Genomic DNA, 25797 nt, shown 5'->3' on the forward strand with positions numbered 1-25797 from the left:
CAATTCAATGCGCTTTGCTATGAAGCGGCTCAGGCAACGCGTCGCGGTTCACACGGCGATTGCGGGTCAGGAAGCCGGCCGCCGCCGCGATCAGCGAAGCCACGCCCAAGGCGTACAGACCACCGGTGATCGAGCCGGTGTGCTGCTGCAGATAACCGAAAGCAGCCGGTGCGAAGAAGCCGCCTAGGTTGCCGATCGAATTGATCAGCGCGATGACGGCGGCGGCCACGCGCGCGTCCAGATAACCCTGTGGAATCGGCCAGAAGAGCGAAGACGCAGCCTTGAAGCCGATCGCTGAGAAGCAGATTGCCACAAACGACAGTACCGGATTACCCGACGTCGAGGCGAACAGCCCGCACGCCGCGATAACGAGCGCCACCGCCAGCCACGCCTGCTGGAATCGCCATTTCGCGGACAGCACTGCGAAGCAGTACATCGCGACCATGGCGATCAGCCACGGAATGGTATTGAACATGCCGACTTCGAAGTCCGAGAGTCCGCCCATCTTGCGAATGATCGTCGGCAGCCAGAAAGTAGCCGCGTAAATGGTCAATTGAATCGCGAAGTACAGGAAGCAGAACAGCAGGATCTGCGGATCCTTCAACAGCTTCGCGGCCGGCAGACGCGCGCCGCCGTGCGCCTCGCGCTCGGCCTGCTCCGCGGCGATCGCGCCTTCGAGAACGGTTTGCTCCTCGGCCGTCAGCCAGGAGGCATCGCGAATGCGCGACTTCAGCAGCAGCCAGCTCACACCGCACAACACGATCGAGAAGCCGCCCTCAATGAGAAACATCCATTGCCAGCCGTGCAGGCCAAGACCGCGAATCGACAACAGACTGCCCGTAATCGGACCGGACAGCACCGACGCAAGCGCGGAGCCGGAGAGAAAAACCGCCACGGCCTTGCCGCGCTCTTTCTGCGGCAGCCATTGGGTGAAGTAAAACACCACACCCGGGAAGAAGCCCGCTTCGGCGATGCCGAGCAGGAATCGCAGCACGTAGAAGGACGTATCGTTCCAGACGAACGCCATGGCCGCCGCGACCAGCCCCCACGTGCCCATGATGCGCGTCAGCCAGGCGCGCGCGCCGTACTTCTGCATCAACACGTTCGACGGCACTTCGAACAGCGCGTAGCCGACAAAAAACAACCCGCTCCCGAGGCCATAGGCGGCAGCGCCGATGCCAAGGTCCGTCTGCATGTGGGAATTGACGAAGCCGATGTTCACGCGATCGATGTAGTTCGCGATGAACATGATCAGGAAAAGCGGCAGCACGTGCCGCTTGACCTTCGAGACCGCGGACTCGAGCGGGTCAAAGGCGGCGGTGAGAGCAGATGTCAAGGTTGTCTCCAGTTCCGGCCACTGCGGCGGCCCGATCGAACGCGCCGCGGCACATTCGAGCAGGCCGGGCGATTCGGTCCTAAAATGCGTGATACGTTGTCTGATGACAGTCTACCTTGTTCCAATCATCGATTCCAACGGGGTGTTTACCCTGCCATGCAAGCTCCATATAACGGGGAGAAGCCGTCACAGCGCCACAATAGTCATTGGCATTGTAGAATCGAATTAAGACGTCTGATGACATGACAAAAGGCTGACGAGCCGTACCGGCCAGCCCCGGTCAACGAGTCATCACCGCCGACATCGGGAGCACGAGATTCAAATCGGCATCTTTCGGACAGACGCTATGATGGCTATGTCGAGGCGACACGCGACGTCGCTCGCCCACGCAACGTGTGAATTTCCAGCCGATTAGTCAATAAGCAATAGAGATGAGCAGCCTAACTGAGAAGGTGGTGGCCACCCTTTCCGATGAGATTCGCCGCGGCAGCCTGCGGCCCGGAGACCGTATCCCGACTGAAGTCGCGATGATGAAGCAGCTCTCGGTGAGCCGCTCCGTGGTCCGCGAGGCCATCTCGCGCCTGCAGGCGGCCAAAGTGGTCGAGACGCGTCACGGCATTGGCACGTTCGTTCTGGAGCCGGCCACGGAACAGTCCATGCAGCTGCCCGCCGCAGACCTCTCCAGCATGCTGGACGTGATGGCGATCATCGAATTCCGCATCGACGTCGAAGCGGCCTCAGCCGCGCTCGCGGCAGCGCGCCGCACCGAGCAGAATCTCAAACAGATTCGCACCGCACTGGAGCGCTTCGAGTCCGAACTCGAGCGCGGAAGTACCGACACAGTGGCGCACGACATCGAGTTTCATCTGCAGATCGCGCGCGCCAGCGGCAATCGCTACTTCTTCGATGTGCTCAGTCAACTCGGCCGCGCGGTGAGCCCGCGCACGCGGCTCGGCACCGCCGAGATTGCGGAGCTCGACCATATCGAAATCCTGCGCAACGTGCTCAGCGAGCATCAGATGATCTATCGGGCCATCGAACGCCAGGACGCGGACGATGCGCGCGCGGCAATGCGCATGCATCTGAGCAATAGCCGCGAAAGACTTCGGCGCGCGCACGAGTTGAGCAAGGCGAGTAGCTGAGCCGGATGCCCGGCAGCGCCAGCTAACCAGGAAGCCGGCTAAGGGGCCGGCGCGTCGCCGACGGCAGCCGGATCCTCTATCTCCAACCCCATCAAGGCCGAACTCAACGATTTGCCGTGCGCGTCGAGCGCAAGCGAACGCGTCACGCCGCCGCCGAGCGCATGGCCGAGCACAAAGTTGAATGCGGCGATGCCAGGCAGTTCGTAACGAACGACTTCGCCGCGGACCACGTCGTTCAGATGCGCCTTGACCCGTTCCACTGTCAACACCGCCCGAAGATGCTGATAGTGCTTCGCGTCATAACAGATGACGGAGATATTCAGCGTATTGCCTTTATCGCCGGTCCGCGAATGAGCCAGCTCACGTAGTTTCATATCACGCCTCCACCAGCGAGAATGCCGGCTTGACATGCTCGCGCGGCAACAATACCGATTGCACCGCGACGACTTCGCGCGCTGACTTCGTCACGCCGCCGCCGCCCGCCGGGCCGTTCGTGTAAAGCGTCTCTACCTCATTGCCGATCCGCACTGCCTGCGCCAGCGATTCTGCGCGCCCCGCGACCCGTACTCGCACTTCATAGGGCTCGGCGTGACCGGCAGCCACTGTGTCGCCATGCAATGCGTTCACACCGATCAGGTCGAAGCGTAATTCACGCGTTTCGACGCCCGTCAGGGCAAGCCTTTCCCGCACGATATCGAGTGCAAGCCGGGCACGCGCCAGCGCGCCGGGACCGCCGTATGAAATCTGCCCTTCGCCGATATAGCCGTCGAAGTAAGCGACCGACACCTTCAACGTATCGGTACGCGGCGTACCGCGCCCGCCGCTCACGCGAATGCGATCCGGCGCTTCCTGCACGACACGCACCTGCGTGAAATCGGCGACCACGTCCGGTTGCAGATAACGCTGCGGATCGTGAATCTCATACATCAGTTGCTCTTTGCAGGTTGCCTCGGTTACACGGCCACCGGCCTCCGGAAGCTTGGTGATAACCACCGTGCCGTCCGGCGCAACTTCGGCGATTGGGAAGCCGAGCCTCGCGAGATTGGGCACGTCCTTGAAACCCGGATCGGCGAAATATCCGCCGGTGATTTGTCCCGCGCATTCGAGCAGATGGCCGGTCACGGTCGCCTGGCCGAGTGTCTGCCAGTCGTCCATCTGCCAGCCGAACTCGTGGATCAGTGGCGCGACGAACAACGACGGATCGGCGACACGCCCGGTCAGGACGATTTGCGCGCCCGCGGCAAGTGCCTCGACAATCGCCGCCGCGCCGAGATAGGCGTTCGCGGATACAAGGCGATCACGGTACGAAGCAACACTTTCGCCCGACTCCTCAAAACAGAAATTGCCCTGCCGCACGACGTCGAGTACATCGTCCCCGGCAACAGCGGCGATCTTCACGCCGCCGAGACCGAGCGAGCGTGCGATCCCGGCAGTCTTTCGCGCCGCCGCAAGCGGGTTGGCCGCGCCCATGTTCGAAATGATCCGCACGCTCTTGCCCGATGCACGCATGGCTGCGGGAAGCACGGCCGCCATGCGCGTCTCGAGCAACGGGTCGTAGCCGAGCTCAGGATCTTTGCTGCGCGCCTGCTGCGCGATCGCAATGGTGCGTTCGGCGAGGCACTCGAACACGAGGTAATCGAGCGCGCCGTGTTCCGCCAGTTCGACCGCGGGTTCAATACGGTCGCCGGAATATCCCGCACCCGCGCCGATTCGAACCGGCTGCCTATGTGGAGTCGCTATCATGCTGGTCGCTTCCATTCAGTCAAACAGTCAAACTCACAACGAGAATATCCCCAGCACGACGCAGGCGATCGTCATGACGATCGACGCGCCGAACAGCAGGGGGAACGTGAATTTCTGGTGATCGGCGAGATCGATACCGCACAGGCCGACCACGAGGAAAGTCGCCGGCGTCAGCGGGCTGACCGGAAAGCCAGTGGTCATCTGGCCAAGCAGCGCGGCCTGGCCGACATGCACGGCGGGCACGCCGAGTTGACCAGCCACTTCGGCAATCACCGGCAATACACCGAAGTAAAACGAGTCTGGATCGAACAACATGCTCAGCGGCATCGACACCAACCCGAGCGCGACGGGAATGTGGCCCGCCATGGCGGGCGGCACGAAGCCGACTGCTGCCTGCGCCATTGCCTTCAGCATGCCGCTGCCCTGCATCACGCCGGTGAACACACCGGCCGCCAGCAGAATGCCGGCCATCATCAACGCGGCGCGTGCGTGAGCGTCGATCCGCTTACGCTGCATGTCGACGTTCGGATAGTTCACCATCAACGCGATACAGAGTCCGACCATGAACATGATGGCCGGCGGAATCTTCTCGCCCATCACGACCATCGTGCCGAGTACAACGAGCGTCAGGACGATGTTGAACCAGAAATTTTTCGGCCGGCGCAAGGCTTGCTCTTCGGGCGTCAACTCGCGTTTTGGCATCGGCGCGGAACCGTTCGCGGCGGTGAGGCCGAGCCGCTTTTCCTCGCGCCGCCCAAGCCAGAACGCTACGCTGAAGACGAACACCAGGCCGATCAGTTGCACGGGAATCAGCGGATTGAACAACGCCGAAATCGGCAGATGCAGCGAGGCCGACGCGCGGATCATTGGTCCTGTCCACGGCAGAAAATTGATGCCGGCGGCCATCGAAACGGCTGCGGCCAGCACGCGCCGGTCCATCTTCAAACGATCGTAGAGCGGCAGCATCGCGGGAATCGTGACGAGAAAGCACACCGCGCCGGAACCGTCGAGGTGAATCAGCAGCGCAAGCAACGTGGTGCCCATCACGATCCGTGTGGGCCGCGTGCCAACCGCGCGCAGAATGCGGTCGATGATCGGATCGAGCGTGCCGGCATCGGTAATCGTGCCGAAGTAAAGAATCGCAAACACGAACATGCCGACAACGGGCGCGAGGCTCTTGAGCCCGTCGATCACGAATTTGCTTGTCTGAAAACCGAACCCGCCGATCAGCGACGCGGCGAGCGGCACGATGATGAGCGCCACCAGTGGCGACATCCGTTTCGACAGAATCGCGCCGAGTAGCACGACGATGGTGGCTAGCCCCAGCAATGGCAGCATGTCCTTGTCTCCGATGTTGTTTTTTACTGTGATCCAGCGTAAGTTCGAGGCGGCGATAAATCAATTGAAATGAATTGATCGCAGCTATTACAAACCATCATGGATCTGAACCTTCGGGACATTCGCGCATTTATCGCCGTGGCGCAAACCGGCAGTTTCACGCGCGCGGCCACGCGCCTGCATCTCTCCCAACCGGCCTTGACGGTCCAAATACGGCGCCTCGAGGAGACGGTCGGCCTGCGTCTGTTCGATCGCAACAGCCGCAACGTCGCGCTCACGCCGACCGGCCGCGAACTGCTGCCGCTGTTGCAAAAGTCCCTGCATGACATGGAGCACGTGCTGATCGACGCGCGCGCGCTCGGCGAGGGATCGAGCGGCACGGTGCGGATCGCGTGCTTGCCGACTTTCGCGGCGAGCGTATTGCCGGAACTCGTGCAGGACCTGAAGAAGACCGTTCCGCGCGTGAGCTTTCATGTGCGCGACGTGGTCGCCAGCATGGTCAACACGCTGGTGCGCAACGAGGAGGTGGACATCGGCCTGACCGGCGGCGAACTGGGCGACGCCGGCTTCGAGGTGCTGCATGCGGGCATCGACCGGCTGGTGGCGGTATTTCCGAAGCGCCATGCGCTGGCGCGCCGCAAGCGCATCACGCTGGCTGACCTGGCCAGTGTCCCGCTCGTACTCACCGCGCAGGGCACGAGCGTGCGGGCGGTAGTCGACAACGCTTTTGCCGACGCGCAGGCCATGCCGGAGATCGCGTGCGAGCCGACCTACATGATGAGCGCAGTCGCGATGGTGCGCGCGGGGCTCGGTGTGACGATCCTGCCGGCGTCGGCCCGCGAAGTCAGAGCGGAACCTGAACTGATCGTGCGCCCCATCGACGATCCGGCGTTCACCCGCCCTATCGCTCTTATCAAGAAGCGAGGCAAGACCCTGCCGCCTGTCACGGAAACCTTCGTTGCAGTGCTGATCGAAAAGCTCGGCAGGATTGCAACGGCCGGGCAGGCTTGAGATTACGCGGATTCAATGATTCAATCGACAACGCAACCGGAAAGAGAAAAAGTCTAGCGCCGCATGCCGGATAAAACGGCCACACTGGGGAGTCAGGCACGTGCCGAAAGGACAGGTTCTTACCTTGCGCTACCGGTTGGGCAGACGGTTAGCCCGGACCCGAAAATCAATTTCGTGGGCAATCGGCGAGCACCCCTTTCTGGCAGGCCTATCCGGCATGGTCGCAGCCACCGTCATGGCCGCGCTGACTTTCCTCGCGCTCTACAACAGCCGTGAAGACGAATTCCGCCATGCCGTGGAAAATTCGCGCAACCTCGTCGCGATCATCAGCGGCGACCTTGCGCGCAGTGTCACCCGCAATGACCTGTCGTTGCGCGGCGTGGTGGCGGACGCCGAGCGCCCGGAAACATGGACCCTGTCGCCCTACTTGCGCCAGCGCGTCCTGTTCGATCGCGGACTGGCCTCGCCGATCACGGGCGACGCCTACGTTCTCGATGCACAAGGCCATGTCAAAGCGTCCATGAGCGGAAGCGCTTACCCAGGCCTGTCGTTCTCGAATCGTGACTACTTCACCGTGCAGAAGAACAACCCCGCGGCGGGTCTCTACATGTCGAATCCCTATTCGTCGCAAGCCGGCAACGGCGCGTTGGCCCTGGCGCTAACAAGGCGCATCGATGCACCTGACGGCACGTTCGACGGTATCGCGATGGTCAGCATACGGATCGAATACTTCGAACATCTGCTCGACAACATCGATCTCGGGCCCAACGGCGGCGGCGTTATCGTGCTCGACAACGGTACGCTCATCGCCAGCCGGCCCACTGCGCGCCGCGGCATCGGCTCGAACTATGCGCACACGTCAAACTTTGCGAGCATTGCAAGCCATCCGTCCGGCAGCTTCGTGTCGGACGGCTCTCTGGATGGCGTCTCGCGCTTGTACACCTACGCACACGTGCCGGGCACGCCGCTGATAGTCGGCATCGCGCCGGCTGTGGAAGATGTGCTGGCCGACTGGCGCAAACGCAACATGCTCGCGGGCGCGATGACCGTGCTGTTCGGCGGCGCCTACGTGATGGTGTCGTGGCTATTCGCCTTTGCGCTGCGAGACAAGGCGCGCGCCGAAGCCGAATTGCAACGCATCGCCGCAACCGATGCGCTGACCGGCCTAAACAACCGCCGCGCGTTCGACCGGCGGCTCGCGCAGGAATGGCGGCGAGCGCAGCGCGAGCAGACACCGCTCTCGCTGCTCTTCATCGACATCGATCACTTCAAGCGCTTCAACGACACCTACGGCCATGCAACGGGCGACGAGGTGTTGACCGTGGTGGCCGAGCGCATCATGTCGGGCACGCGGCGCGCGGTGGATCTGGCGGCGCGCTATGGCGGCGAAGAGTTCGCGGTGGTGCTGCCGAATACGTCGCTTGAAGGGGCGATCAAGGTGGCCGAAAAAATCCGCAAGCGCGTCGAATCAGCCGCGCTTGCACACGAGGATACGCAGAGCGGACATGTGACGATCAGCGTGGGCTGCGCGTCATGCAAGCCGCCTGAGGGTGGTAACGCGGCCGCTCTGCTTGCCGCGGCGGATGTCCAGTTGTATGCCGCAAAAGCCGGCGGCCGCAACCGCGTGGCATGGCAGGCAAACGCCGCGCAATCCGCGGCTTAAATATCGAAGAAACCCATATCGGCGCCGCGTGATCACGCGAACCCCTGATTACCTATCGCGCATTTTCTTTCAATTTCAAATAGAACCCGATTCGCCTTGCTATTCGTCTGATTTAATCGAGGAGACGCACGCTAGTATTTACACCGCGTGGGCGCGAGGAAACGTTCGCACGTATTTTCCAAAAAACGTCGAAAACCAAAAAATGATAATCAGCCAATTTCGAATGCTCGTGGTGGCTGCGGCCTCGGTCGCCACGATTGCTCCGGCGTATGCAGGGTTAGGCGGCGCACCGACCTACCCCGTGACCGCCAGCAGCACCAGCGCAGGGGCGGCCAGCCAGGGCGGCGCTGCAGTGGCCCGCTTTGCCGCCAGCGGCAATGCGGCTTCGTCCACTTACACCGTGAGTCAGACCACGCTTGCGTCGGGCACAGTCGTGAACGAGTACATCACGGCAGGCAACACCGTGTTCGCGTTGAGCTGGGAAGGTCCGACCATGCCGCCGCTCAACACGCTGCTCGCCACTTACTTCCCCTCTTACGTGCAGGCGCTCACCGACGCGCACACAGCGCAAGGCGGCGGCTATGGCTCGGCGGTCGTGCGTCAGTCAGCTCTGGTGGTTGAAACGGGCGGGCATATGGGCGCCTTCGTGGGTCGAGCCTATCTGCCGCAAGCGTTGCCGCAAGGCGTGAGCGCTGACGACATCAAGTAAGTCTTCAAAAATCAATCGAGAGAATAAAAGTGCGCAAAATCGCATGGATCATTGCTGCAGCGCTCGGCCTGAGTCTGGCTGGCTGCGGCGGGGGCGGGGGTAGCAACAGTGGAACCAACAGCAACACATCGATAAACGCACCGGGCAGCAATTCGCCGGCGACGCCGAGCACAACGAGTTCTTCGTCCAACGTGCTCGCGGTGGACGCGTCGGCGGTGCCTACTGCGGTCGGTCCCGGTAATACGATAGCCGTGACGGTCAGCAAAACGGGCATCCACAATCAGCCCATGGTCAGCGTCACGATCTGCGCCCCGGGATCCAGCGCCGGCACCAGTTGCGCGACGATCCCGAACGTGATTGTCGATACCGAATCGTTCGGGCTGCGCCTCGTACGCTCAGCCATTCCGGCCGCCACCTTCAGCGCGCTGACAGCGGAAAACGCCGTGCCGAGCGGTCTCCCGCTCGCCGAATGCGCATTGTTCGGCAGCGGCTATGCATGGGGTTCCGTCCATCTTGCGGACATTGAGATGTCGGGTGAGATTGCCTCGAGCGTGCCGATCCACGTGATCGGCGATTCGGACCTGACCGTGGCCGCGCCGACCGAGTGCCAGGTTGGCCGCGCACTGACCACCACGGCCGATCTCGGCGCAAACGGCATTCTCGGCATCGGTGTGAGCCCGAATGACTGCGGCTCGGCCTGCGCGAATGCGGCGGTGTCGACGTTCTACTACACCAACGCCGGTGTGGCCACCTCGGTCGCCGTAACCGGACAGATCACCAATCCGGTCACAAAGTTCGCGCTGGATAACAACGGTGTGATTCTGGAAATGGCGCAGGTTTCCGACAGCGGCAGCGCAACGGCTCAGGGTACGCTGGTGTTCGGGATCGACACGCAGACCAACAATACGTTGTCTGGCACGGGCGCCACGCTGATCAGGACGGACGGGAACGGCGACTTCGCGTCGATCTACGGCGGCTCCACGCTGACGAAGACGTTCTTCGACTCCGGATCGACGGTGCTGTTCTTCCCCGACCTGACGATCCCGATTGATAGCGCGACCGGCTACTACATCCCGACGGCCACGGTGGGGCGGACGTCGACGCTGGTGGCAACCAGTCCGGCGAGTGTCTCACTCGGCTTCAATATCGCGAACGGGGCGACACTGAACGCGTCGGGGAATTCCGCGTTCAATAACCTCGGCATTTATATGTCGCGGCAGTTCGACTTCGGCATGCCGTTCTTCTACGGCCGGCACGTGTACTACGGCATTTCGGGCAAGTCGTCCACGGGTGGGGGTACGGGGCCTTATGTGGCGTATGTTTCGAGTTGAGGGGTAGTGGTTCTGCAAGCAAACCCGGCCTGAGCGCCGGGTTTATTTCTGGTGGCGTCGATCGTGTTGATGCTGCTGGTGTTTCACGCTTCGGGGGAGGAAAGTCGCACCCCCCATCCACCGCCCAGCCGCGAAAATTCGTAGCTTTGTTGATTTTCTGGTGGCGGCGCCGGCAACCTGGTGGATCCTTGCATTACGGAGCTCACCAGGAAGGCACCCCTCATGCAATCCCACGACGACGACCTCACCCATTTCGCAGCACACGGCGCGGCCCCACTGCCGGTCTCTAACGACCACAGCTATGTCGAGCACAATGGCGCGCGAATCTGGTACGCGTCATATGGAACCGGCAAACCGGTAATCCTGCTGCACGGCGGTCTGGGGCACAGCGGCAACTGGAGCTACCAGGTCCCGGCGCTAGTTGGCTCGGGGTATCGCGTGATAGTCGTCGACAGTCGCGGCCACGGTCGCAGCACCCGCGATGCGCGTCCCTATATGTACGAGCTGATGGCCTCCGACGTTGTGGCCGTAATGGACACGCTCCAACTCGAGCGCGCCGCGATAGCCGGTTGGAGCGACGGCGCGTGCGTCGCTCTGGTGCTGGGCCGCCAGGTCCCGGAGCGGGTTGCAGGCGTGTTTTTCTTCGGCTGCAACATGGACCCGAGCGGGACGAAGGAATTCGTGCCGACGCCGATTATCGATCGCTGCTTCGGACGTCACGCCAAAGACTACGCGCAACTCTCGGCAACGCCGGACGACTTCGATGCATTTGTCGGCGCGGTCAGCGAAATGATGCGAACCCAGCCGAACTACTCCGCGCACGATCTGGCCGGGATTCGAGTGCCGGTTGCGATCGTCCAGAGCGAGCACGACGAATTCATCAAGCCGGAACACGCCGACTATCTCGCGCGCACCATTCCCGGCGCGAAGTTGATTCTTTTGCCTGGCGTGAGCCATTTCGCCCCGCTGCAACGGCCGGACGAATTCAACCGCGTGTTGTTGGCGTTTCTCGGCCATATCCCTTCCTGAACAGAACGATCACGGGCGGAACCTCGCTCCGCCCCGAATACGCCCTGCCCCACTATTTGGCCGATCCGCCAAAATTTCACGATGTGGCATGAGCCCTTGCTTCGTAAAAAATCGTGGTGCGTGGCACAAATTCGCCATTTCGCAATGTCGCCCCACGTTGCACATCGTAAAATGATGACGATAAACCTTTATTTTTAAACGATATTTTTTGATCTATCGAACCGTCTAACAACCCCTTGCGCCAAGACCCGCTGACGTAGACTCTTTTACAAGAGCCGGCGCTTCATGTGGTGCAGCGAAATAGACGGGACGAAAACGCAGTGGCAGTGTGTCCCCGCTCCATGCATGAAGCCGCCGCGGCGCAGCGGTTTTTAAATGGCAATTGGGAGACTAAAAATGAAAGGCTTTCGCTTTGGATCGACCCAGGGAGCGTTCTACATTTTGCCGGGCCAAGGGGGTTGGGAGGCAACCTACGGCAACGAGACGCTCGGTGAATTTTCCAGCCCGCAACAGGCCGCCGATGAAGTCGCGCGCGGCCTGACCTGCCCGCAACTGACGGAAGTGGACACGTCGACGCTCGAGATTCCTGAAAAGCTCAGCGAGTGGGAAATCGTTCACGTGTGAGGGCAGGCATGACCGCCACTCACGTATGCCTAGAAACGACGATGGCGCTCCTCGGGAGCGCCATCATCTTGTTTGCTTCTTACTTCAGTGCCTGCTTCGGTACTTTGAGGAACGGCCTCAGTACTACCTCATTCAGCACGTCATTCCGACCATCAAGCGACCGCGTCCACAATCTTGTTCAGCGTGGCGCTCGGGCGCATGGCCTTGCTCGTCAGTTCGACATTCGGACGGTAGTAACCGCCGATATCCACCGGCTTGCCTTGCGCTGCACCCAGCTCTTCGATGATCTTCGCTTCGTTCTCGGCCATCGCCTTCGCCACGCCGGCGAACTGCGCCTGCAAGGCAGCGTCGTCGGTTTGCGCGGCCAGAGCTTCCGCCCAGTACATCGCCAGGTAGAAGTGGCTGCCGCGGTTGTCGATACCGCCGATCTTGCGCGCCGGCGACTTGTCGTTGTCGAGGAACTTGCCCGTTGCCTGATCCAGCGTCTTCGCCAGAACCTGCGCCTTCGGGTTGTGATACGCGCCGCTCAGGTGTTCGAGGGACGCCGCCAACGCCAGGAATTCGCCGAGCGAATCCCAACGCAGGAAACCTTCTTCGACCAGTTGCTGAACGTGCTTCGGCGCCGAACCGCCCGCGCCCGTTTCGAACATGCCGCCACCGGCCATCAGCGGGACGATCGAGAGCATCTTCGCGCTGGTGCCCAGTTCCATGATCGGGAACAGGTCGGTCAGGTAATCGCGCAGCACGTTGCCGGTAACCGAGATCGTGTCCTTGCCGGCGCGGATGCGCTCGATCGAGAACTTCGTCGCTTCGACCGGCGTCATGACGCGGATATCCAGACCGCTGGTGTCGTGGTCCTTCAGATATTGCTCGACCTTCTTGATGATCTGGGCGTCGTGCGCGCGCGCTGCGTCCAGCCAGAAAATAGCCGGCGTGTTGGTGGCGCGTGCGCGGTTCACCGCGAGCTTGACCCAATCCTGGACCGGTGCATCTTTGGTCTGGCACATGCGCCAGATGTCACCCGCCTCAACCGCCTGCTCGATCAGCACCGTACCGGCTGCGTCGCTCACGCGAACCACGCCGTTTGCCGGGATCTGGAACGTCTTGTCGTGTGAACCGTATTCTTCAGCAGCTTGCGCCATCAGGCCGACGTTCGGCACCGTGCCCATGGTGACCGGATCGAACGCGCCATTCTTCTTGCAGTCTTCGATCACAGCCTGGTAGACGCCGGCGTAGCAACGGTCCGGAATCACCGCTTTGGCGTCGTGCAGTGCGCCGTCCGCACCCCACATCTTGCCCGATTCGCGAATCATGGCCGGCATGGAAGCGTCGACGATCACGTCGCTCGGCACGTGCAGGCTGGTGATGCCCTTGTCCGAGTTGACCATGGCCAGTTGCGGACGTTGCGCGTATTGAGCCTTGATGTCGGCTTCAATCGATTCACGCGTTTCAGTCGGCAAATCCTTCAGGCGCGCGTACAGATCGCCGATACCGTTGTTCGGGTTGAAGCCGGCTTGCGCCAACGCGTCAGCGTGCTTGGTCAGCACATCTTTGTAGAACACCGAGACCACGTGACCGAAGATGATCGGATCCGACACCTTCATCATGGTGGCCTTCAGGTGCACCGAGAACAGCACGCCCTTGCTCTTCGCATCAGCGATTTCTGCTTCGATAAAGCTGCGCAGCGCGTTCTTGCTCAGAACCGAAGCGTCGATGATCTCGCCCGCTTGCACGGCCGTCTTTTCTTTCAGGACTTTCGCCGAACCGTCGGCGGCGATCAGTTCAATCTTCACGGCGCCGGCCGCTGCGATCAGCGCCGATTTTTCGCTGCCGTAGAAATCGCCGCCGCTCATGTGCGCCACGTGCGACTTCGAGTCCGCGCTCCACGCGCCCATCTTGTGCGGGTGCTTGCGCGCGTAGTTCTTCACCGACAACGGCGCGCGGCGGTCCGAATTGCCTTCGCGCAGCACCGGGTTCACCGCGCTGCCCTTGATCTTGTCGTAGCGGGCCTTAACGTCTTTTTCAGTGTCGGTATTCGCCACGTCCGGGTACGGCGGCAGCTTGAAACCCTGATCGCGCAACTCGGTAATCGCGGCCTTCAGCTGCGGCACCGATGCGCTGATGTTCGGCAGCTTGATGATGTTCGCTTCCGGACGCGTGGTGAGTCCACCCAGTTCCGCCAGATCGTCGGAACCCTTCTGTTCCGCGGTCAGGTAGTCCGGAAATGCAGCGATGATCCGGCCGGCGAGCGAGATATCGCGCGTTTCAACGATCACGTCGGACGAGCGCGTGAACGCCTTGACGATCGGCAGCAGCGAATAAGTCGCCAGAGCAGGTGCTTCGTCGGTCAGGGTGTAGATGATCTTCGGCGATGTGGACATGTTTGATGCTTTGCTAGGTGAAGTGTTAGACAGAGCGTTGGTGGCGCTGAGCCACAAGGTGGCGACAGAGCAGCAAGAACGCAGCGCGACCCACGGCACTACTTTTTACGGCACGGACGTGAGTATATGCGTGTTTTCCAGTACTCGCTGCTAAACAAACATGCCGCCGCCACATCCCGTACAGGGCCAAGCCCCGCCAGATAAGGCTTTTAGCCGATTGCCCTATGTCTTAAGACAGATGTCTTATAGATGACTTACCGTTTGAAATTAGAGATTGTTAATGCGAATCAGATGCATTAACATTCGTAAGCTTTGCAGGTTGAACCGTCCGCTTAATTACCACTCGCTCGATCGACGCCATCCCGCATCTTTTCGGTGCGCGGCGTCGTGCTGCCAAATTCAAACAACATGCAGAATTCATTTGTCGCGGGACGCCCAGCGCGCCCAGGCTTTTTGCGCGGCCACCGCCGTACGCCTTCACTACTCAGTGCAGGGCTCTTCGTCAGCGTCGGCTTATCGTTGTCGACTTTGTCATCCTCGGGATGGGCGCAGGTTGCGGCAAGCGACACAGCCGCCACCCTGCCTGCGGTAAGTGTGTCGGCATCGAAAGACACGACCGTCGCGCAGGCCGACACCGTCAGCGCCGGCGCGCTAGGCTCGCGCAAGCAGGTGGACACGCCGTTTTCAACGCGCGTGGTGACGAGCGACGAAGCGCAGGACCTGATGGCGGCAACCGCCAACGATCTGTTCAAGTACGACCCGGCGGTATCGGCGATCAGCGAAAACGGAATTAGCGAAAACTCCACGTTCACCGTGCGCGGCATGCCGATCGACACGCTGAACAGCATCAAGGTGGATGGCCAGACCTTCCCCTCGTGGGACACCGATCTCTCGCTCGAACCGTTCGAGCAGGTCGAATTGCTCAAGGGCCTGTCCGGCTTCATGTACGGATTTGGTTCGCCGGGCGGCATCGTCAACTACGTGCTGAAGCGCCCGACCGGCACCCCCTACCGCAGCATCTCGATCGGCTACAAATCGGCCGGCGTGTTCAGCGAGGCGGTCGATCTGGGTGGCCGTTTTGGCAATGACAATCGCTTCGGCTACCGCCTGAACCTCGTCAACGAAGACGGCAACACCGCTGAAGACCACGGCCACATCCGCCGCCAGGTCGCCTCGCTTGCGTTCGACTTCCGCATTACGCCGGACCTGACCTTTACCGCCGACGCCTTCTATCAGAAGCGCAAAACCAACGGCACGCTATTCGGACTGATGTTCGGCAGCGGACTCAGCATTCCTGACGCAAGCACCGTCACCCATGCGCTCACGCAACCGCAGAATTACTACCAGACCGAAATGGCCTCGTTCGGCACAGGTCTGGATTACCGCCTTTCCGAGAACTGGCACGCGAGCGTGAAGTACCGTTTCGCGAAGGAAAACCGCACCAATTCGGACAGCTTCCTGTATGTCACCGACAGCGCAGGCAACTACTCGAACACGCTGTATGCGGCGATGACGCGTTACTTCTACCAGAACGTCGACGCGATGGTGCAAGGCAAATTCAACACCGGCGGCATCAAGCACGACGTCGTGGTCGGCGCTGGTTTCCAGACGCAAACCAGCGAGTACAGCAACAGCGAAGGCTGGAATAACGGCTACTTCCTCGGCAACGGCAATCTGTACAACAGCACGCTGTTGACCAACGACGAAGTCAGCATCGGCTCGGACCTCTATCGTCAGCAGCGCACCACGCAGGCCGCCGTGTACGCGAGCGATACGGTGCAGCTCACGTCGCGTCTTTCCGCCCTGGTCGGCGTGCGTTACACGCAATACCGCGAGCACGTGTACAACACGAGCGGTGCCGTATCGTCGCAATACAGCGCGGACCCGGTCACGCCGACCTTCGCGCTGATGTTCAAGACCGACCCGTATTCGACGGTGTATGCAAGCTATGTCGAATCGTTGGAACAGGGCGGCGCGGCATCGAACACCAACCTCAATTACCCGGACACGTTCGGCCCGCTGAAGAGCAAGCAGTACGAAGTCGGCTTCAAGACGGACCATAGCAAGTGGGGCGCCAATCTTGCGCTGTTCCGGGTCGATCAGGGCTACAACTACACGAACTCGGCCAACATCTTCGTGCAGGATGGTACGAAGCGCTATACCGGCGTCGATGCAAGCGGCTGGCTTGCGCTGACGAGCGAATGGCGCGTGATGGGCGGCGTGATGTGGCTCGACACGAAGGCGGTGGATGTGGACGACGCCAGCGTCGAAGGCAAGCGCGTGTATGGCGCACCGAGATTCACCGTGACAGGCCGGATCGAATACAACCCGTCCTATCTGCGTCCGCTGACACTGGCGTTCGGCGGCAAGTACGTCGGCAACCAGGCGGTCGATGCGGCCAACACGCAGTTCGTGCCGGCTTATGTCACGTACGATCTGAGCGGTCGCTACGAGACGAAAATCGCCGGCAAGGATGTGACGTTCCGTGCGGGGATCAACAATCTGTTCAATCGCCGCTACTGGACCACGGCGTGGGGCTACTACGTGGCGCCTTCGCCGACACGGACTGCCGTGGCGAGCGCTACGTTGCAGTTCTAAGCATTACGTACGAACGGAGGCGCGCCCGCAGCGGCAGCGGGGGCGCGCCTCCTCGTCAGTTCGCCGGGGGCGTTCCAAGCATCGCGGGAATCTCGGCAACGAGCGCATCGATCGCGCAGCGCGTCTTCAACGCGAGATACCGGCTCTTCGGCCACACAACGTGGATCTCCTGCGAAGGTCGAAAACAATTCTCCATCACGGTCTGCAACTGACCTGTTGCCTCAAAACGCGCGAGCAGCCAGCTCGGCAGCCACGCCAGCCCGAAGCCCGCAAGCGCGGCATCCACGATCCCCTGCATATCGTCAAAGCTAAGCTGCGGCACGACATCCGCGCGGCGGATTTGCCCATCGATATCGAGCACATTCCAGGGCTCGATAACCCCGCTGCGTGAATAAGCAATGATCGTGTGCCCGTGGAACTCAGCCACACGGCCTGGCGTGCCGCAGCGCGCCAGATACGCCGGCGCGGCGCCAATACTTGCGTACTGAACACCGAGCCGCCGCGCCGCGAGACTCACGCTGTCGACCAGTGGACCAATCCGCACGACGAGATCGAAGCCCTCTTCCACGACATCCACAAAGCGGTCCGTGACCGAAATGTCGATCTTCAATTGCGGATGCCGGCGCGCAAGCCCGAGCAGCACCGGCGCAACACAATGATGGCCGAAGGCTTGCGGCACGCTTACCCGCAGACGTCCTTTCGGTTCCCGTCGCCCCGAGTCCAGATCGGCTTCGGCGGCCTCGAGTTCGGCCAGCGCGCGCACGCAACGGTCGTAATACGCTTGCCCGGCCTCGGTGAGACTCTGGCTGCGCGTGGTGCGATTGAGCAGACGCACGCCGAGACGCTTTTCGAGCCGCACGATGACCTTGCCGACCGCCGAGCGTGTCAGGTCCATGCGTTCGGCTGCCAACGCGAAACTGCCAGTCTCAACCACACGCACGAACGTTGTCACGCCGTCGAGAATGTCGCTCATATCCTCACCTTATTGGTTCCATGAAGGACGCATTTCCGGGATTTATATGCGTCAATCGGGACTTAAATTCCCTCTATATTACACAGTCCATGGTGACCAAAGCCATCGACTATCGAGGTGAATTCCTATGTCCAGGTCCAGAAACGCGCCGCCGTCCTACAACGAAGATTCCCAGGCAGTTATCGCGGAAGAACATCCATCGAGCTTGTCGGATACGCGGGCAGCAGACGCCCCTTTAAGCGACGCCGTGCAGTCGACGACTCGCCTCTCCATCAGCAAGAACACCTTGGCGTTGGGCGCCGTGTGCCTCGCTTCGCTGATGTTCGGCCTCGAGATCTCCAGCGTGCCGGTGATCCTGCCGACGCTCGAGCGCGTCCTGCACGGTGACTTCAAGGGCATGCAATGGATCATGAATGCCTACACACTCGGCGTGACGACTGTGCTGATGGCAACCGGCGCGCTGGCGGACCGATTCGGCCGCAGACGTATTTTCGTCATCGGGATCGCGTTGTTCGGCCTGACCTCGCTGATCTGCGGTTTCGCGCAGAGCGTGCCGACGTTGATCGTCGCGCGCCTGCTGCAAGGCGCGAGTGGCGGCGCGATGCTGATATGCCAGGTCGCGGTGCTCTCGCATCAATTTAGCGAGGGACCTGAGCGCGTCCGGGCCTTCAGCGCGTGGGGCATTATTCTCGGCATCGGGCTTGGTTTCGGACCGATCATCGGCGGAATGATCGTCGCGGTGTCGGGATGGCAATGGGTCTTCTGGATTCACGCGCTGCTTGCCGCCGTCACGTTGACGCTCGTTTTCGGCGGCGTCCAGGAGTCACGCGATCCGCACGCGCACACGCTCGATGTGGCCGGCATCGTCACGCTTTCGCTGGCGGTGTTCGGCCTCACGTACTACATCACACAGGGATCGGACCTTGGTTTTGCGAGTCTTCGCGCGATCCTGATTCTGGTGGCCACGGCCGTCGCCTTTGTGGCTTTTCTATGCGCTGAGCGACTCAGTGCGCGCCCGATGTTCGACTTCTCCGTATTCCGGATCCGGAAATTTTCCGGCGCGTTGATGGGTTCTGCGGGGATGAACTTCAGCTTCTGGCCGTTCATGATCTATCTGCCGATCTACTTCCAGATCGGCCTCGGCTACGACAGCGTCAACGCCGGTCTTGCGCTGCTCGCATACACGCTGCCGACGCTGTTATTTCCGCCGCTCGGCGAACGTCTTGCGCTGCGTTATGGATCGGGAATCGCGATACCTGCCGGCTTGTTTACGATCGGTCTCGGCTTCATGTTGATGAAATACGGCAGTAACGTTCCGCATCCCGGCGTGTGGACCATGTTGCCGGGGTGCATCCTCGCCGGCGCCGGTCTCGGCCTCACCAACACGCCTGTCACCAATACGACGACCGGTGCGGTGCCGGCGGAGCGGGCGGGCATGGCGTCCGGGATCGATATGAGCGCGCGCATGATTACGCTTGCGATCAACATCGCGTTGATGGGGGCGCTCCTGGTCGGCGGCATCCTCGTCAATCTGAGGGCGAGACTTCCTGCGACGCTCGACACCGCCCCACTCGGACGACTGGCGGAGAAGATCGCCGCTGGAGACGTCGAAGCGGTCAGACAGGGAATCCCTGCACTCGCCACACTCGACCCATCCGGTGCAGCCGTTCACGCAGCGCTAATAGACGGCTTTGGCTGGGTGATGCTCTATGGCGGCCTCGGAGTCTGGGTACTCGCCGCGCTGAGTTTTGTGATTTCGGGCAGTGCTTCGAGAAGGCTGAGAAAAATAGAAACGGCCCCGGCGCGGCAGTCCGTTCGATGCGACTCCTGCTAGATGCCAACGGCCAATCGACGTTCGATGCGCATTTTTTATTGCCGACGCGCGCGGCCGCTGCAGAACATGGCTTTAGCCACGCCGCGATTGCCGGCGTCCAGGCAGGCGGCGCAATGCCGCTCGGCGTCGCGCACCATGAAATGCACCTGCGTCTGCGAGACGTCGAGCGCGCGTGCTGTGCTTTGCAGCGTCTCCTCGCGCAAGCGAACCATCTCGAACGCCGCACGGCTGCGCGGCGGCAGTTGTTCGAGCGCGTTGTAGACGTGTTGCAGCGTGTCGCGGGCGAGTAATGCCGCTTCGGGCGACGGTTCCGGCGAAGGCACGTGCAGGCCGTCGTCTTCGTCGGTGTGATACGCGCTCTCCAGGCTCTGGCGGCGGAACGCATCGATCGACGCATTGCGCACCATGCGGGTCACGTAGGCTACGGGTTGCCGTACAGCATCCTGATTCGGAAAATCGACGAGCTTGATAAAGACGTCGTGAACCACGTCTTCTGCGAGACTCGCGCAACCCACGACGCCGCGCGCCAGATCGACAAGCATCGGCCGGTTGGCGATCAGCAGGTCGAGCAGCGTGCCCGTCTCCCAATCGACGCAGCGCGGCTGGTTGCGCGCGCGCCGCGAAGCGGGAGGGCGCGTAACGCCGGCGCTGAGAACGGACTTCGCCATTGTTGTGGAAGACTCGCCCCGCATGACCGCCTCAGCCATAGATTCGCTCCGCATTTCTCAAGGAAGAGCATCAATCTAACGTAAACGCGAATCATTCTCAATCATGAATTGGAGCGCTCTGCCCCTTGCAACGCTCAGCGCAACCGCAAAGCGGTTTTGCATTTCCACAAAGCCACAAGGCTCAGGGCGCCGAGAAAGGCCAGGTACAACGCAGGTGAAAGCTTGTTGCCGGTGAGTTGAATCAGCGAATCAACTATCAACGGCGCGAACCCGCCGAAGACGGTGACACCAATGTTGTAGCTGACTGCCATGCCGGTAGCGCGTGTTTCTTTCGGAAAGGCGTCTGCCATCAACGCGGGCAGCGCGCCAAAATACACTGCTTTCAGCAGACCGATCCACGCCATCATTGCCATTAACGCGCCCAGGTTCGGATGACGGATCAATGCGGCGAACACCGGATAGATCGACAACGTGAAGATCACGCCAGAGGCCGCCATCAAGCGAATTCGGCCCACCCGATCGGACAGGAGACCGATGAACGGTGGTACGAACATCAGAATTGCCCCCGTCAACACGGTCGCGGTGAATCCGAAGTTCGCCGGCATATGGAGCTGCTTGACCGCATAGGTCGGGATATAAAGAATCACGTAGCTCGTGCCGGTCGACACGGCCAACACACCGATCGAGAGCAGCATGCGCAGTTTCTGTTGCGCCAGAACAGTCCTGACAGGCGTACGCGCGACAGGCGATCTGTCCAGGTTATGAACGTTATGCTCCTCCTGCATCTGTCTGCGAAGGTACAGCCCGATCGGCCCGATCAGAATTCCAAAGAAAAACGGAACGCGCCAGCCCCATGATTCCATGGATGCCGTATCCAGCGTGCTGGTCAGCACCGCACCGAACGCTGCAGCAAGTAAATAGCTGAGTCCCTGACTCGCGAACTGGAAGCTCGCCATAAAGCCGCTTCTGTGCGGCGCCTGCTCAACCAGAAACGCGGTCGTACTGCCAAACTCGCCGCCTGCGGAAAAGCCCTGCAGCAACCGGGCAGCAAGCACGGCGATAGGTGCAGCCATGCCGATTGACGCGTATCCCGGCATGACCGCGATCGTGAGTGTGCCGACCATCATCATCATGATCGATACCAGCATCGACGCTTTCCGGCCGTGCCGGTCGGCGTAAGAACCAAGTGCGAGAGCACCAATGGGTCGCACAAGATAGGAAATACCGAAAGTGCCAAGCGTGACCAACAGCGATACCGCGGGACTGGATGCCGGAAAGAACGTTTTCGCAATGGTCGTGGCAAAGAATCCATAAATCAGGATGTCGAACCATTCCAACGCGTTTCCGATAGTCGCGACAAATATGGTGAGATAGAAGCTGGTCCTCTTCGGCTGGGAAAGAAGGCTGGCGCCCACGCTTGCGGGTGTATCCATGACATGCTCCATTAGGGCTTAGCAGCGAACCTGCTGGCCATACACCCGATGTGGTCAATAACCGGTCGCCACGTTGCACCGGACGACTGCGCGGAGAACCGCAAAGACTCGCTCGATCCCGATCCGAACTGCCGACGCCTCGTCCGTATCGATTCGATAACGCATATGCAGGACGGGCTGGCCGTGAACACCGCCGAGCCAGTCCAGCTCTTCCGGTGCACTGGACCACAGCAACAGCTGTACGGCCCGGGATAACTGTCGCATCGATTTTGCGGCCTCCCCCGTGACCGTAGCTCCGGAGAATGTCTCGTGTTCGCTGGATTCGATCCATGCTCGATGCAGAGATACCGGCTCCGGAATTCGCAGCATCGAAACCTGAGACACGGCGGCGAAACGCTCCGCCAGTGCGTGTGCAACCGAAGTCGGAATGCTCCCGTCGACGACGATGCACAGTTGCGTGAATTCCGATGCCCGCAGTATCCAGTCCCAATCCGCGCTCGACATATCGTGTGCATCCAGGCTACCCATTGCACCCTCCGGAAAGGTCAACGTCGCTTCAAAACACCTGACAAGCCAGACCCGCGCTCTGATTCAAATTCTAAAGAATTTGATCCAAAATCAAATTGCGAAGAAAATTTCCCATACTTACTTTAAGCAACATCGTCAGGATTTTTATGCGGGAGAATTTTGTATAAATGCGTACTGGCGCAATAAAAGAACCACGGATCAACCAGACCCACGCCACTCACGCATGCCGGCACACGGTTTCGCACGACTGTCGCCGCATCTCCCTCAAGCCAGCGACGTGGCCAGACCCGCGCCGCCGTCGAGTTTGAAGATCGAGACGACTTGCACCAGTTCATGGGACTGGTTGCGCAGGCTGTTGGCCGCCGCGGTCATTTGTTCTACCAGCGCGGCGTTTTGCTGGGTGGTCTCGTCCATCTGGGTGACAGCCTCGCCGACCTGGGCCACGCCCAGGGATTGTTCGTTGCTGGCGGCGCTGATCTCGCCCATGGTGTCGGTGACGCGGCGGATGGAGCGGACGACTTCGGTCATGGCGAGGCCGGCCTGCTCGACCTGGGCCGAACCCTGAGCGACGCGTTCCACGCTCGCGCTGATGAGCTTTTTGATTTCCTTGGCTGCATCGGCGGAACGCGCGGCCAGACTGCGCACTTCATTGGCCACCACCGCGAAGCCGCGACCCTGTTCACCGGCACGGGCTGATTCCACCGCAGCGTTCAAGGCGAGGATGTTGGTCTGGAAGGCAATGCCGTCGATGACGCCAATGATGTCGGCGATTTTCCTGGAACTGTCGTTGATACCTTTCATGGTTTCCACGACCTGATTGACGACTTCGCCACACTGGATGGCGACCTCGGATGTGTTCATGGCCAACTGGTTCGCCTGGCGGGCGTTGTCAGCGTTCTGGCGCACCGTGGAGCTGAGCTCTTCCATGGAGGCGGCGGTTTCTTCCAGGGCGCTGGCCTGGCTTTCTGTGCGGGCGCTGAGGTCGTCGTTGCCCTGGGCGATTTCGGCGCTGGCGGTGGCCACGTTTTCCGAGCCGGAACGCACGTTGGAGACAACACGCACGAGGCTGGTTTGCATGTCCCTCAGGCTGCTGAGCAACTGGCCAACTTCGTCGGTACTGTGGTTGTCGATACGTGCAGTCAAATCGCCTTCAGCCACCTGGCGCGCTACCCCAGTAGCTTTGACCAGCGGCCTCGTGATGCTGCCGGAGATCAGCCACGCACACACCACGCTCAGCAGCAGGCTGACCACGCCAAGAGCGATCATCAGCGTGCGGCTGAATTCATAGTTGGCCTCAATCTGCGTGGCCACCCTGTCAATTTCTTCGCGCTGATGCTTCACCAAAGCGTCGACCTTCGCCACAAAGAGCCGGGAAGCGGGGATGAACTGTTGCTCCAGCAACTGGTTCGCCTCCTCGGCTTTGCCCGACTTTTTCAGTGCATAGATCTGGTCGCGGGTAGCGATAAAAGTTTTGCGCTGTTCACCAATTGCGGCAAACAAGGATTTTTCCTCGTCAGAGGTCATCAAGGCTTCTATCGACTTTTGCAACGCGCCCGACACCTTGGACGACGCTACTGCTTCTTCCACAAAATAACTGGCAAGGCCAGGATCAGCGCTCTTGGCAATCGCAGTCGTGCGGGTAACGGCGGTATTGATGTTGCGCGACCAGTCGTTGACAAGCCGCTCGGTCTGTATTGGATTGGCGACCAGATTGCGGGTTGCCTGCGCGACCGAGGACAGGCGCGCAAGCCCTATCACAACGCTGATCATCGACATGATCAATACCAGGACAAAGCCCGCCCCCAGTCGCTTGGCGATGGGCAGATTGGAAATAAACGTTGGCATAGTCAGTTTCTTCAATAACCAAAGGGAAAATACCCGCTGACAAGTCGGACTATCAGAGTTCGCTCACTACACGTATACGGCTGCGAACGCCGACCGCTGAAGACACTATTCGGTGGGCCATTCCTGAAATGGGGGTAGGGATATCCTTATCAGTTAGTCATTGAAAACGGATAGATGCGCCTGGAGCAAAGCGATCCGAATCTGGTACAACTGACATTTGCCTATCCACCCGCGATAGCGGATGGCGGAGTCTGGACTCTGAACGTTTGAAGTACCGATCTTGCTGGAGTAATCAATGGCCAGTGCTGACCTGCAGGTGAAATGATGAACGCATTCCGGTTTCAAACCGTGCCGACGATGGTCGTCGAATTTGGCGCAGCGCGCCGTCTCGGCACTTTGCTGCGCGCACAATTTCCGTCGCTCACACGCCTGTGCGTGGTGACGGATGGGTTTCTTCACCAGAGTGGGCTGCTGAATCCGGCACTCGCCGATCTCGCGGCACACGGCTGGAATGCCACCGTGATCGACGACGTGATCGCCGATCCGCCCGAGCACATCGTGCTCGAGGCAACCTCGCGCGCGCGTGAGGCCGGCGCTGAGATCGTGCTGGGACTCGGCGGCGGTTCGTCGATGGACGTGGCGAAGTTGATCGCCGTACTGGCGCCGCAGGATCAACAGACGCTCAGCAACATGTACGGCGTGAACAAGGTGACGGTGTCGCGCCTGCCGCTTGTGCAGATGCCGACCACGGCAGGCACCGGCTCCGAAGTCACGGCCGTGTCGATCGTGACGGTGGGCGAGGCGAAGAAGATGGGCGTAGTCGCGCCGCAACTGGTCGCCGATCTGGCGATTCTCGATGCGGAACTCACGCTCGGACTGCCGGTTGCCGCGACGGCCGCAACCGGCGTCGATGCGATGGTTCACGCGATCGAGGCGTACACGTCCGCGCACTTGAAAAACCCGGTGTCCGACATGCTGGCGGTAAAGGCGCTCGAACTTCTGTCGCGCAATCTGTTGCCCGCATGCGAGAACGGCCAGAACCGCGCGGCGCGCGAAGCGATGTTGCTCGGCGCGGCGTTCGCCGGTCAGGCGTTCGCCAATTCACCGGTGGCCGCGGTGCATGCGCTCGCGTATCCGATCGGTGGCATTTATCACGTCCCGCACGGTCTTTCGAATGCGCTCGTGCTACCGCACGTGTTGCGGTTCAACGCCGAGGCGGCGGCGCATCTGTACGCGGAACTCGCGGACGTGATCGTGCCGGGTATCACGGGCAGCGCCGAAAGCCGGACGCTGGCGTTGATCGAACGGCTCGAACAGATGATTGCCGCGAGCGCGATTCCTGCCAGGTTGCGCGATGTCGGCATTGAACGTAGCGGGCTCGAACGGATGGCGAGCGACGCGATGCTGCAAACGCGGCTTCTGGTGAACAACCCCCGGCCGGTTACTGAGGCCGATGCGTTGGCGATTTATACCGCTGCGTTTTAATCGGCGAGGGGCGTCATTGAGGGCGGGAGTCGCTGCGGTGTTTGGCGGCGGCTCCGCGCCGTTACGCCCGGCGAACACGTTACGTAGCATGCTACGTGGAACACGGCATCGCGCCTTTGGGCGGAA

General features: G+C 60.9%; 20 protein-coding genes. 10 read left to right on the top strand and 10 right to left on the bottom strand.

Annotation, left to right across the window (positions count from 1 at the left end):
- Nucleotides 1–4 precede the first annotated feature (4 nt).
- A complete protein-coding gene (locus tag R8871_RS03240; protein WP_175049014.1) occupies nt 5–1336 on the bottom strand; it encodes an MFS transporter in 1332 nt (443 codons plus the stop codon).
- Between the two features lie 431 nt (nt 1337–1767).
- On the opposite strand from R8871_RS03240, the gene R8871_RS03245 reads away from it, so the two are divergent.
- Nucleotides 1768–2478 carry a FadR/GntR family transcriptional regulator gene (locus R8871_RS03245; RefSeq protein ID WP_175049015.1) on the top strand — a complete coding sequence of 237 codons (711 nt, stop codon included), beginning with the start codon at nt 1768–1770 and terminating at the stop codon, nt 2476–2478.
- A gap of 38 nt (nt 2479–2516) precedes the next feature.
- On the opposite strand, the gene R8871_RS03250 is transcribed toward R8871_RS03245, so the two are convergent.
- The 3 genes from R8871_RS03250 to R8871_RS03260 are packed head-to-tail and all read right to left on the bottom strand — an operon-like array spanning nt 2517 to nt 5559.
- Nucleotides 2517–2852 (bottom strand): AtuA-related protein, encoded by a 336-nt coding sequence (locus R8871_RS03250; protein ID WP_175049016.1) that lies wholly within the window; start codon nt 2850–2852, stop codon nt 2517–2519.
- Between the two features lies 1 nt (nt 2853).
- Nucleotides 2854–4221, bottom strand: a complete 1368-nt coding sequence (locus R8871_RS03255) for an acyclic terpene utilization AtuA family protein (protein WP_175049017.1) — start codon at nt 4219–4221, stop codon at nt 2854–2856.
- A 33-nt stretch (nt 4222–4254) separates the two neighbouring features.
- A complete protein-coding gene (locus R8871_RS03260) occupies nt 4255–5559 on the bottom strand; it encodes a CitMHS family transporter (RefSeq protein ID WP_093637506.1) in 1305 nt (434 codons plus the stop codon).
- Between the two features lie 99 nt (nt 5560–5658).
- Here R8871_RS03260 and R8871_RS03265 point away from each other — a divergent pair, with 99 nt between their 5' ends.
- The 6 genes from R8871_RS03265 (at nt 5659) to R8871_RS03290 (ending at nt 11926) form a co-directional block, all read left to right on the top strand.
- On the top strand, nt 5659–6570 hold the full coding sequence (locus R8871_RS03265) for a LysR family transcriptional regulator (RefSeq protein WP_175049018.1): 912 nt from the start codon (nt 5659–5661) through the stop codon (nt 6568–6570).
- Nucleotides 6571–6787: 217 nt separating this feature from the next.
- On the top strand, nt 6788–8233 hold the full coding sequence (locus R8871_RS03270) for a sensor domain-containing diguanylate cyclase (RefSeq protein ID WP_246287334.1): 1446 nt from the start codon (nt 6788–6790) through the stop codon (nt 8231–8233).
- Nucleotides 8234–8435: 202 nt separating this feature from the next.
- Nucleotides 8436–8942, top strand: a complete 507-nt coding sequence (locus R8871_RS03275) for a DUF2844 domain-containing protein (RefSeq protein ID WP_246287339.1) — start codon at nt 8436–8438, stop codon at nt 8940–8942.
- Between the two features lie 29 nt (nt 8943–8971).
- Nucleotides 8972–10273: a DUF3443 family protein gene (locus R8871_RS03280; protein ID WP_175049020.1), complete on the top strand. Its 1302-nt coding sequence runs from the start codon at nt 8972–8974 to the stop codon at nt 10271–10273.
- 222 nt (nt 10274–10495) lie between these two features.
- A complete protein-coding gene (locus tag R8871_RS03285; protein ID WP_175049021.1) occupies nt 10496–11302 on the top strand; it encodes an alpha/beta fold hydrolase in 807 nt (268 codons plus the stop codon).
- Between the two features lie 396 nt (nt 11303–11698).
- The gene (locus R8871_RS03290; protein ID WP_175049022.1) at nt 11699–11926 is read left to right on the top strand and encodes a hypothetical protein; all 228 of its coding nucleotides are present in this window, start codon (nt 11699–11701) and stop codon (nt 11924–11926) included.
- Nucleotides 11927–12078: 152 nt separating this feature from the next.
- Here the strand turns inward: R8871_RS03290 and R8871_RS03295 are convergent, their stop codons facing one another.
- Nucleotides 12079–14307, bottom strand: coding sequence for an NADP-dependent isocitrate dehydrogenase (locus tag R8871_RS03295; protein WP_175049023.1), 2229 nt, complete (start codon nt 14305–14307; stop codon nt 12079–12081).
- A gap of 408 nt (nt 14308–14715) precedes the next feature.
- On the opposite strand from R8871_RS03295, the gene R8871_RS03300 reads away from it, so the two are divergent.
- Nucleotides 14716–16905, top strand: coding sequence for a TonB-dependent siderophore receptor (locus R8871_RS03300; RefSeq protein ID WP_175049024.1), 2190 nt, complete (start codon nt 14716–14718; stop codon nt 16903–16905).
- 55 nt (nt 16906–16960) lie between these two features.
- Here the strand turns inward: R8871_RS03300 and R8871_RS03305 are convergent, their stop codons facing one another.
- The gene (locus R8871_RS03305; RefSeq protein ID WP_175049025.1) at nt 16961–17878 is read right to left on the bottom strand and encodes a LysR family transcriptional regulator; all 918 of its coding nucleotides are present in this window, start codon (nt 17876–17878) and stop codon (nt 16961–16963) included.
- Between the two features lie 127 nt (nt 17879–18005).
- Between R8871_RS03305 and R8871_RS03310 the strand changes: the two genes are divergently transcribed.
- Nucleotides 18006–19712 carry an MFS transporter gene (locus R8871_RS03310; protein ID WP_175049026.1) on the top strand — a complete coding sequence of 569 codons (1707 nt, stop codon included), beginning with the start codon at nt 18006–18008 and terminating at the stop codon, nt 19710–19712.
- A gap of 35 nt (nt 19713–19747) precedes the next feature.
- On the opposite strand, the gene R8871_RS03315 is transcribed toward R8871_RS03310, so the two are convergent.
- From R8871_RS03315 to R8871_RS03330, 4 genes are all read right to left on the bottom strand, one after another.
- Nucleotides 19748–20380: an RNA polymerase factor sigma-70 gene (locus R8871_RS03315; RefSeq protein ID WP_246287343.1), complete on the bottom strand. Its 633-nt coding sequence runs from the start codon at nt 20378–20380 to the stop codon at nt 19748–19750.
- 134 nt (nt 20381–20514) lie between these two features.
- Nucleotides 20515–21813, bottom strand: coding sequence for an MFS transporter (locus R8871_RS03320; RefSeq protein WP_175049028.1), 1299 nt, complete (start codon nt 21811–21813; stop codon nt 20515–20517).
- A 54-nt stretch (nt 21814–21867) separates the two neighbouring features.
- Nucleotides 21868–22317, bottom strand: a complete 450-nt coding sequence (locus R8871_RS03325; RefSeq protein WP_175049029.1) for a hypothetical protein — start codon at nt 22315–22317, stop codon at nt 21868–21870.
- A 288-nt stretch (nt 22318–22605) separates the two neighbouring features.
- Nucleotides 22606–24186, bottom strand: a complete 1581-nt coding sequence (locus tag R8871_RS03330) for a methyl-accepting chemotaxis protein (RefSeq protein WP_175049030.1) — start codon at nt 24184–24186, stop codon at nt 22606–22608.
- Nucleotides 24187–24510: 324 nt separating this feature from the next.
- On the opposite strand from R8871_RS03330, the gene R8871_RS03335 reads away from it, so the two are divergent.
- Complete coding sequence (locus R8871_RS03335) at nt 24511–25671, top strand: iron-containing alcohol dehydrogenase (RefSeq protein ID WP_175049968.1); 1161 nt, start codon at nt 24511–24513, stop codon at nt 25669–25671.
- Nucleotides 25672–25797: the final 126 nt, after the last annotated feature.

Origin of the sequence: Paraburkholderia sediminicola (assembly GCF_902859805.1) — a bacterium.
GTDB lineage: Bacteria > Pseudomonadota > Gammaproteobacteria > Burkholderiales > Burkholderiaceae > Paraburkholderia > Paraburkholderia sediminicola.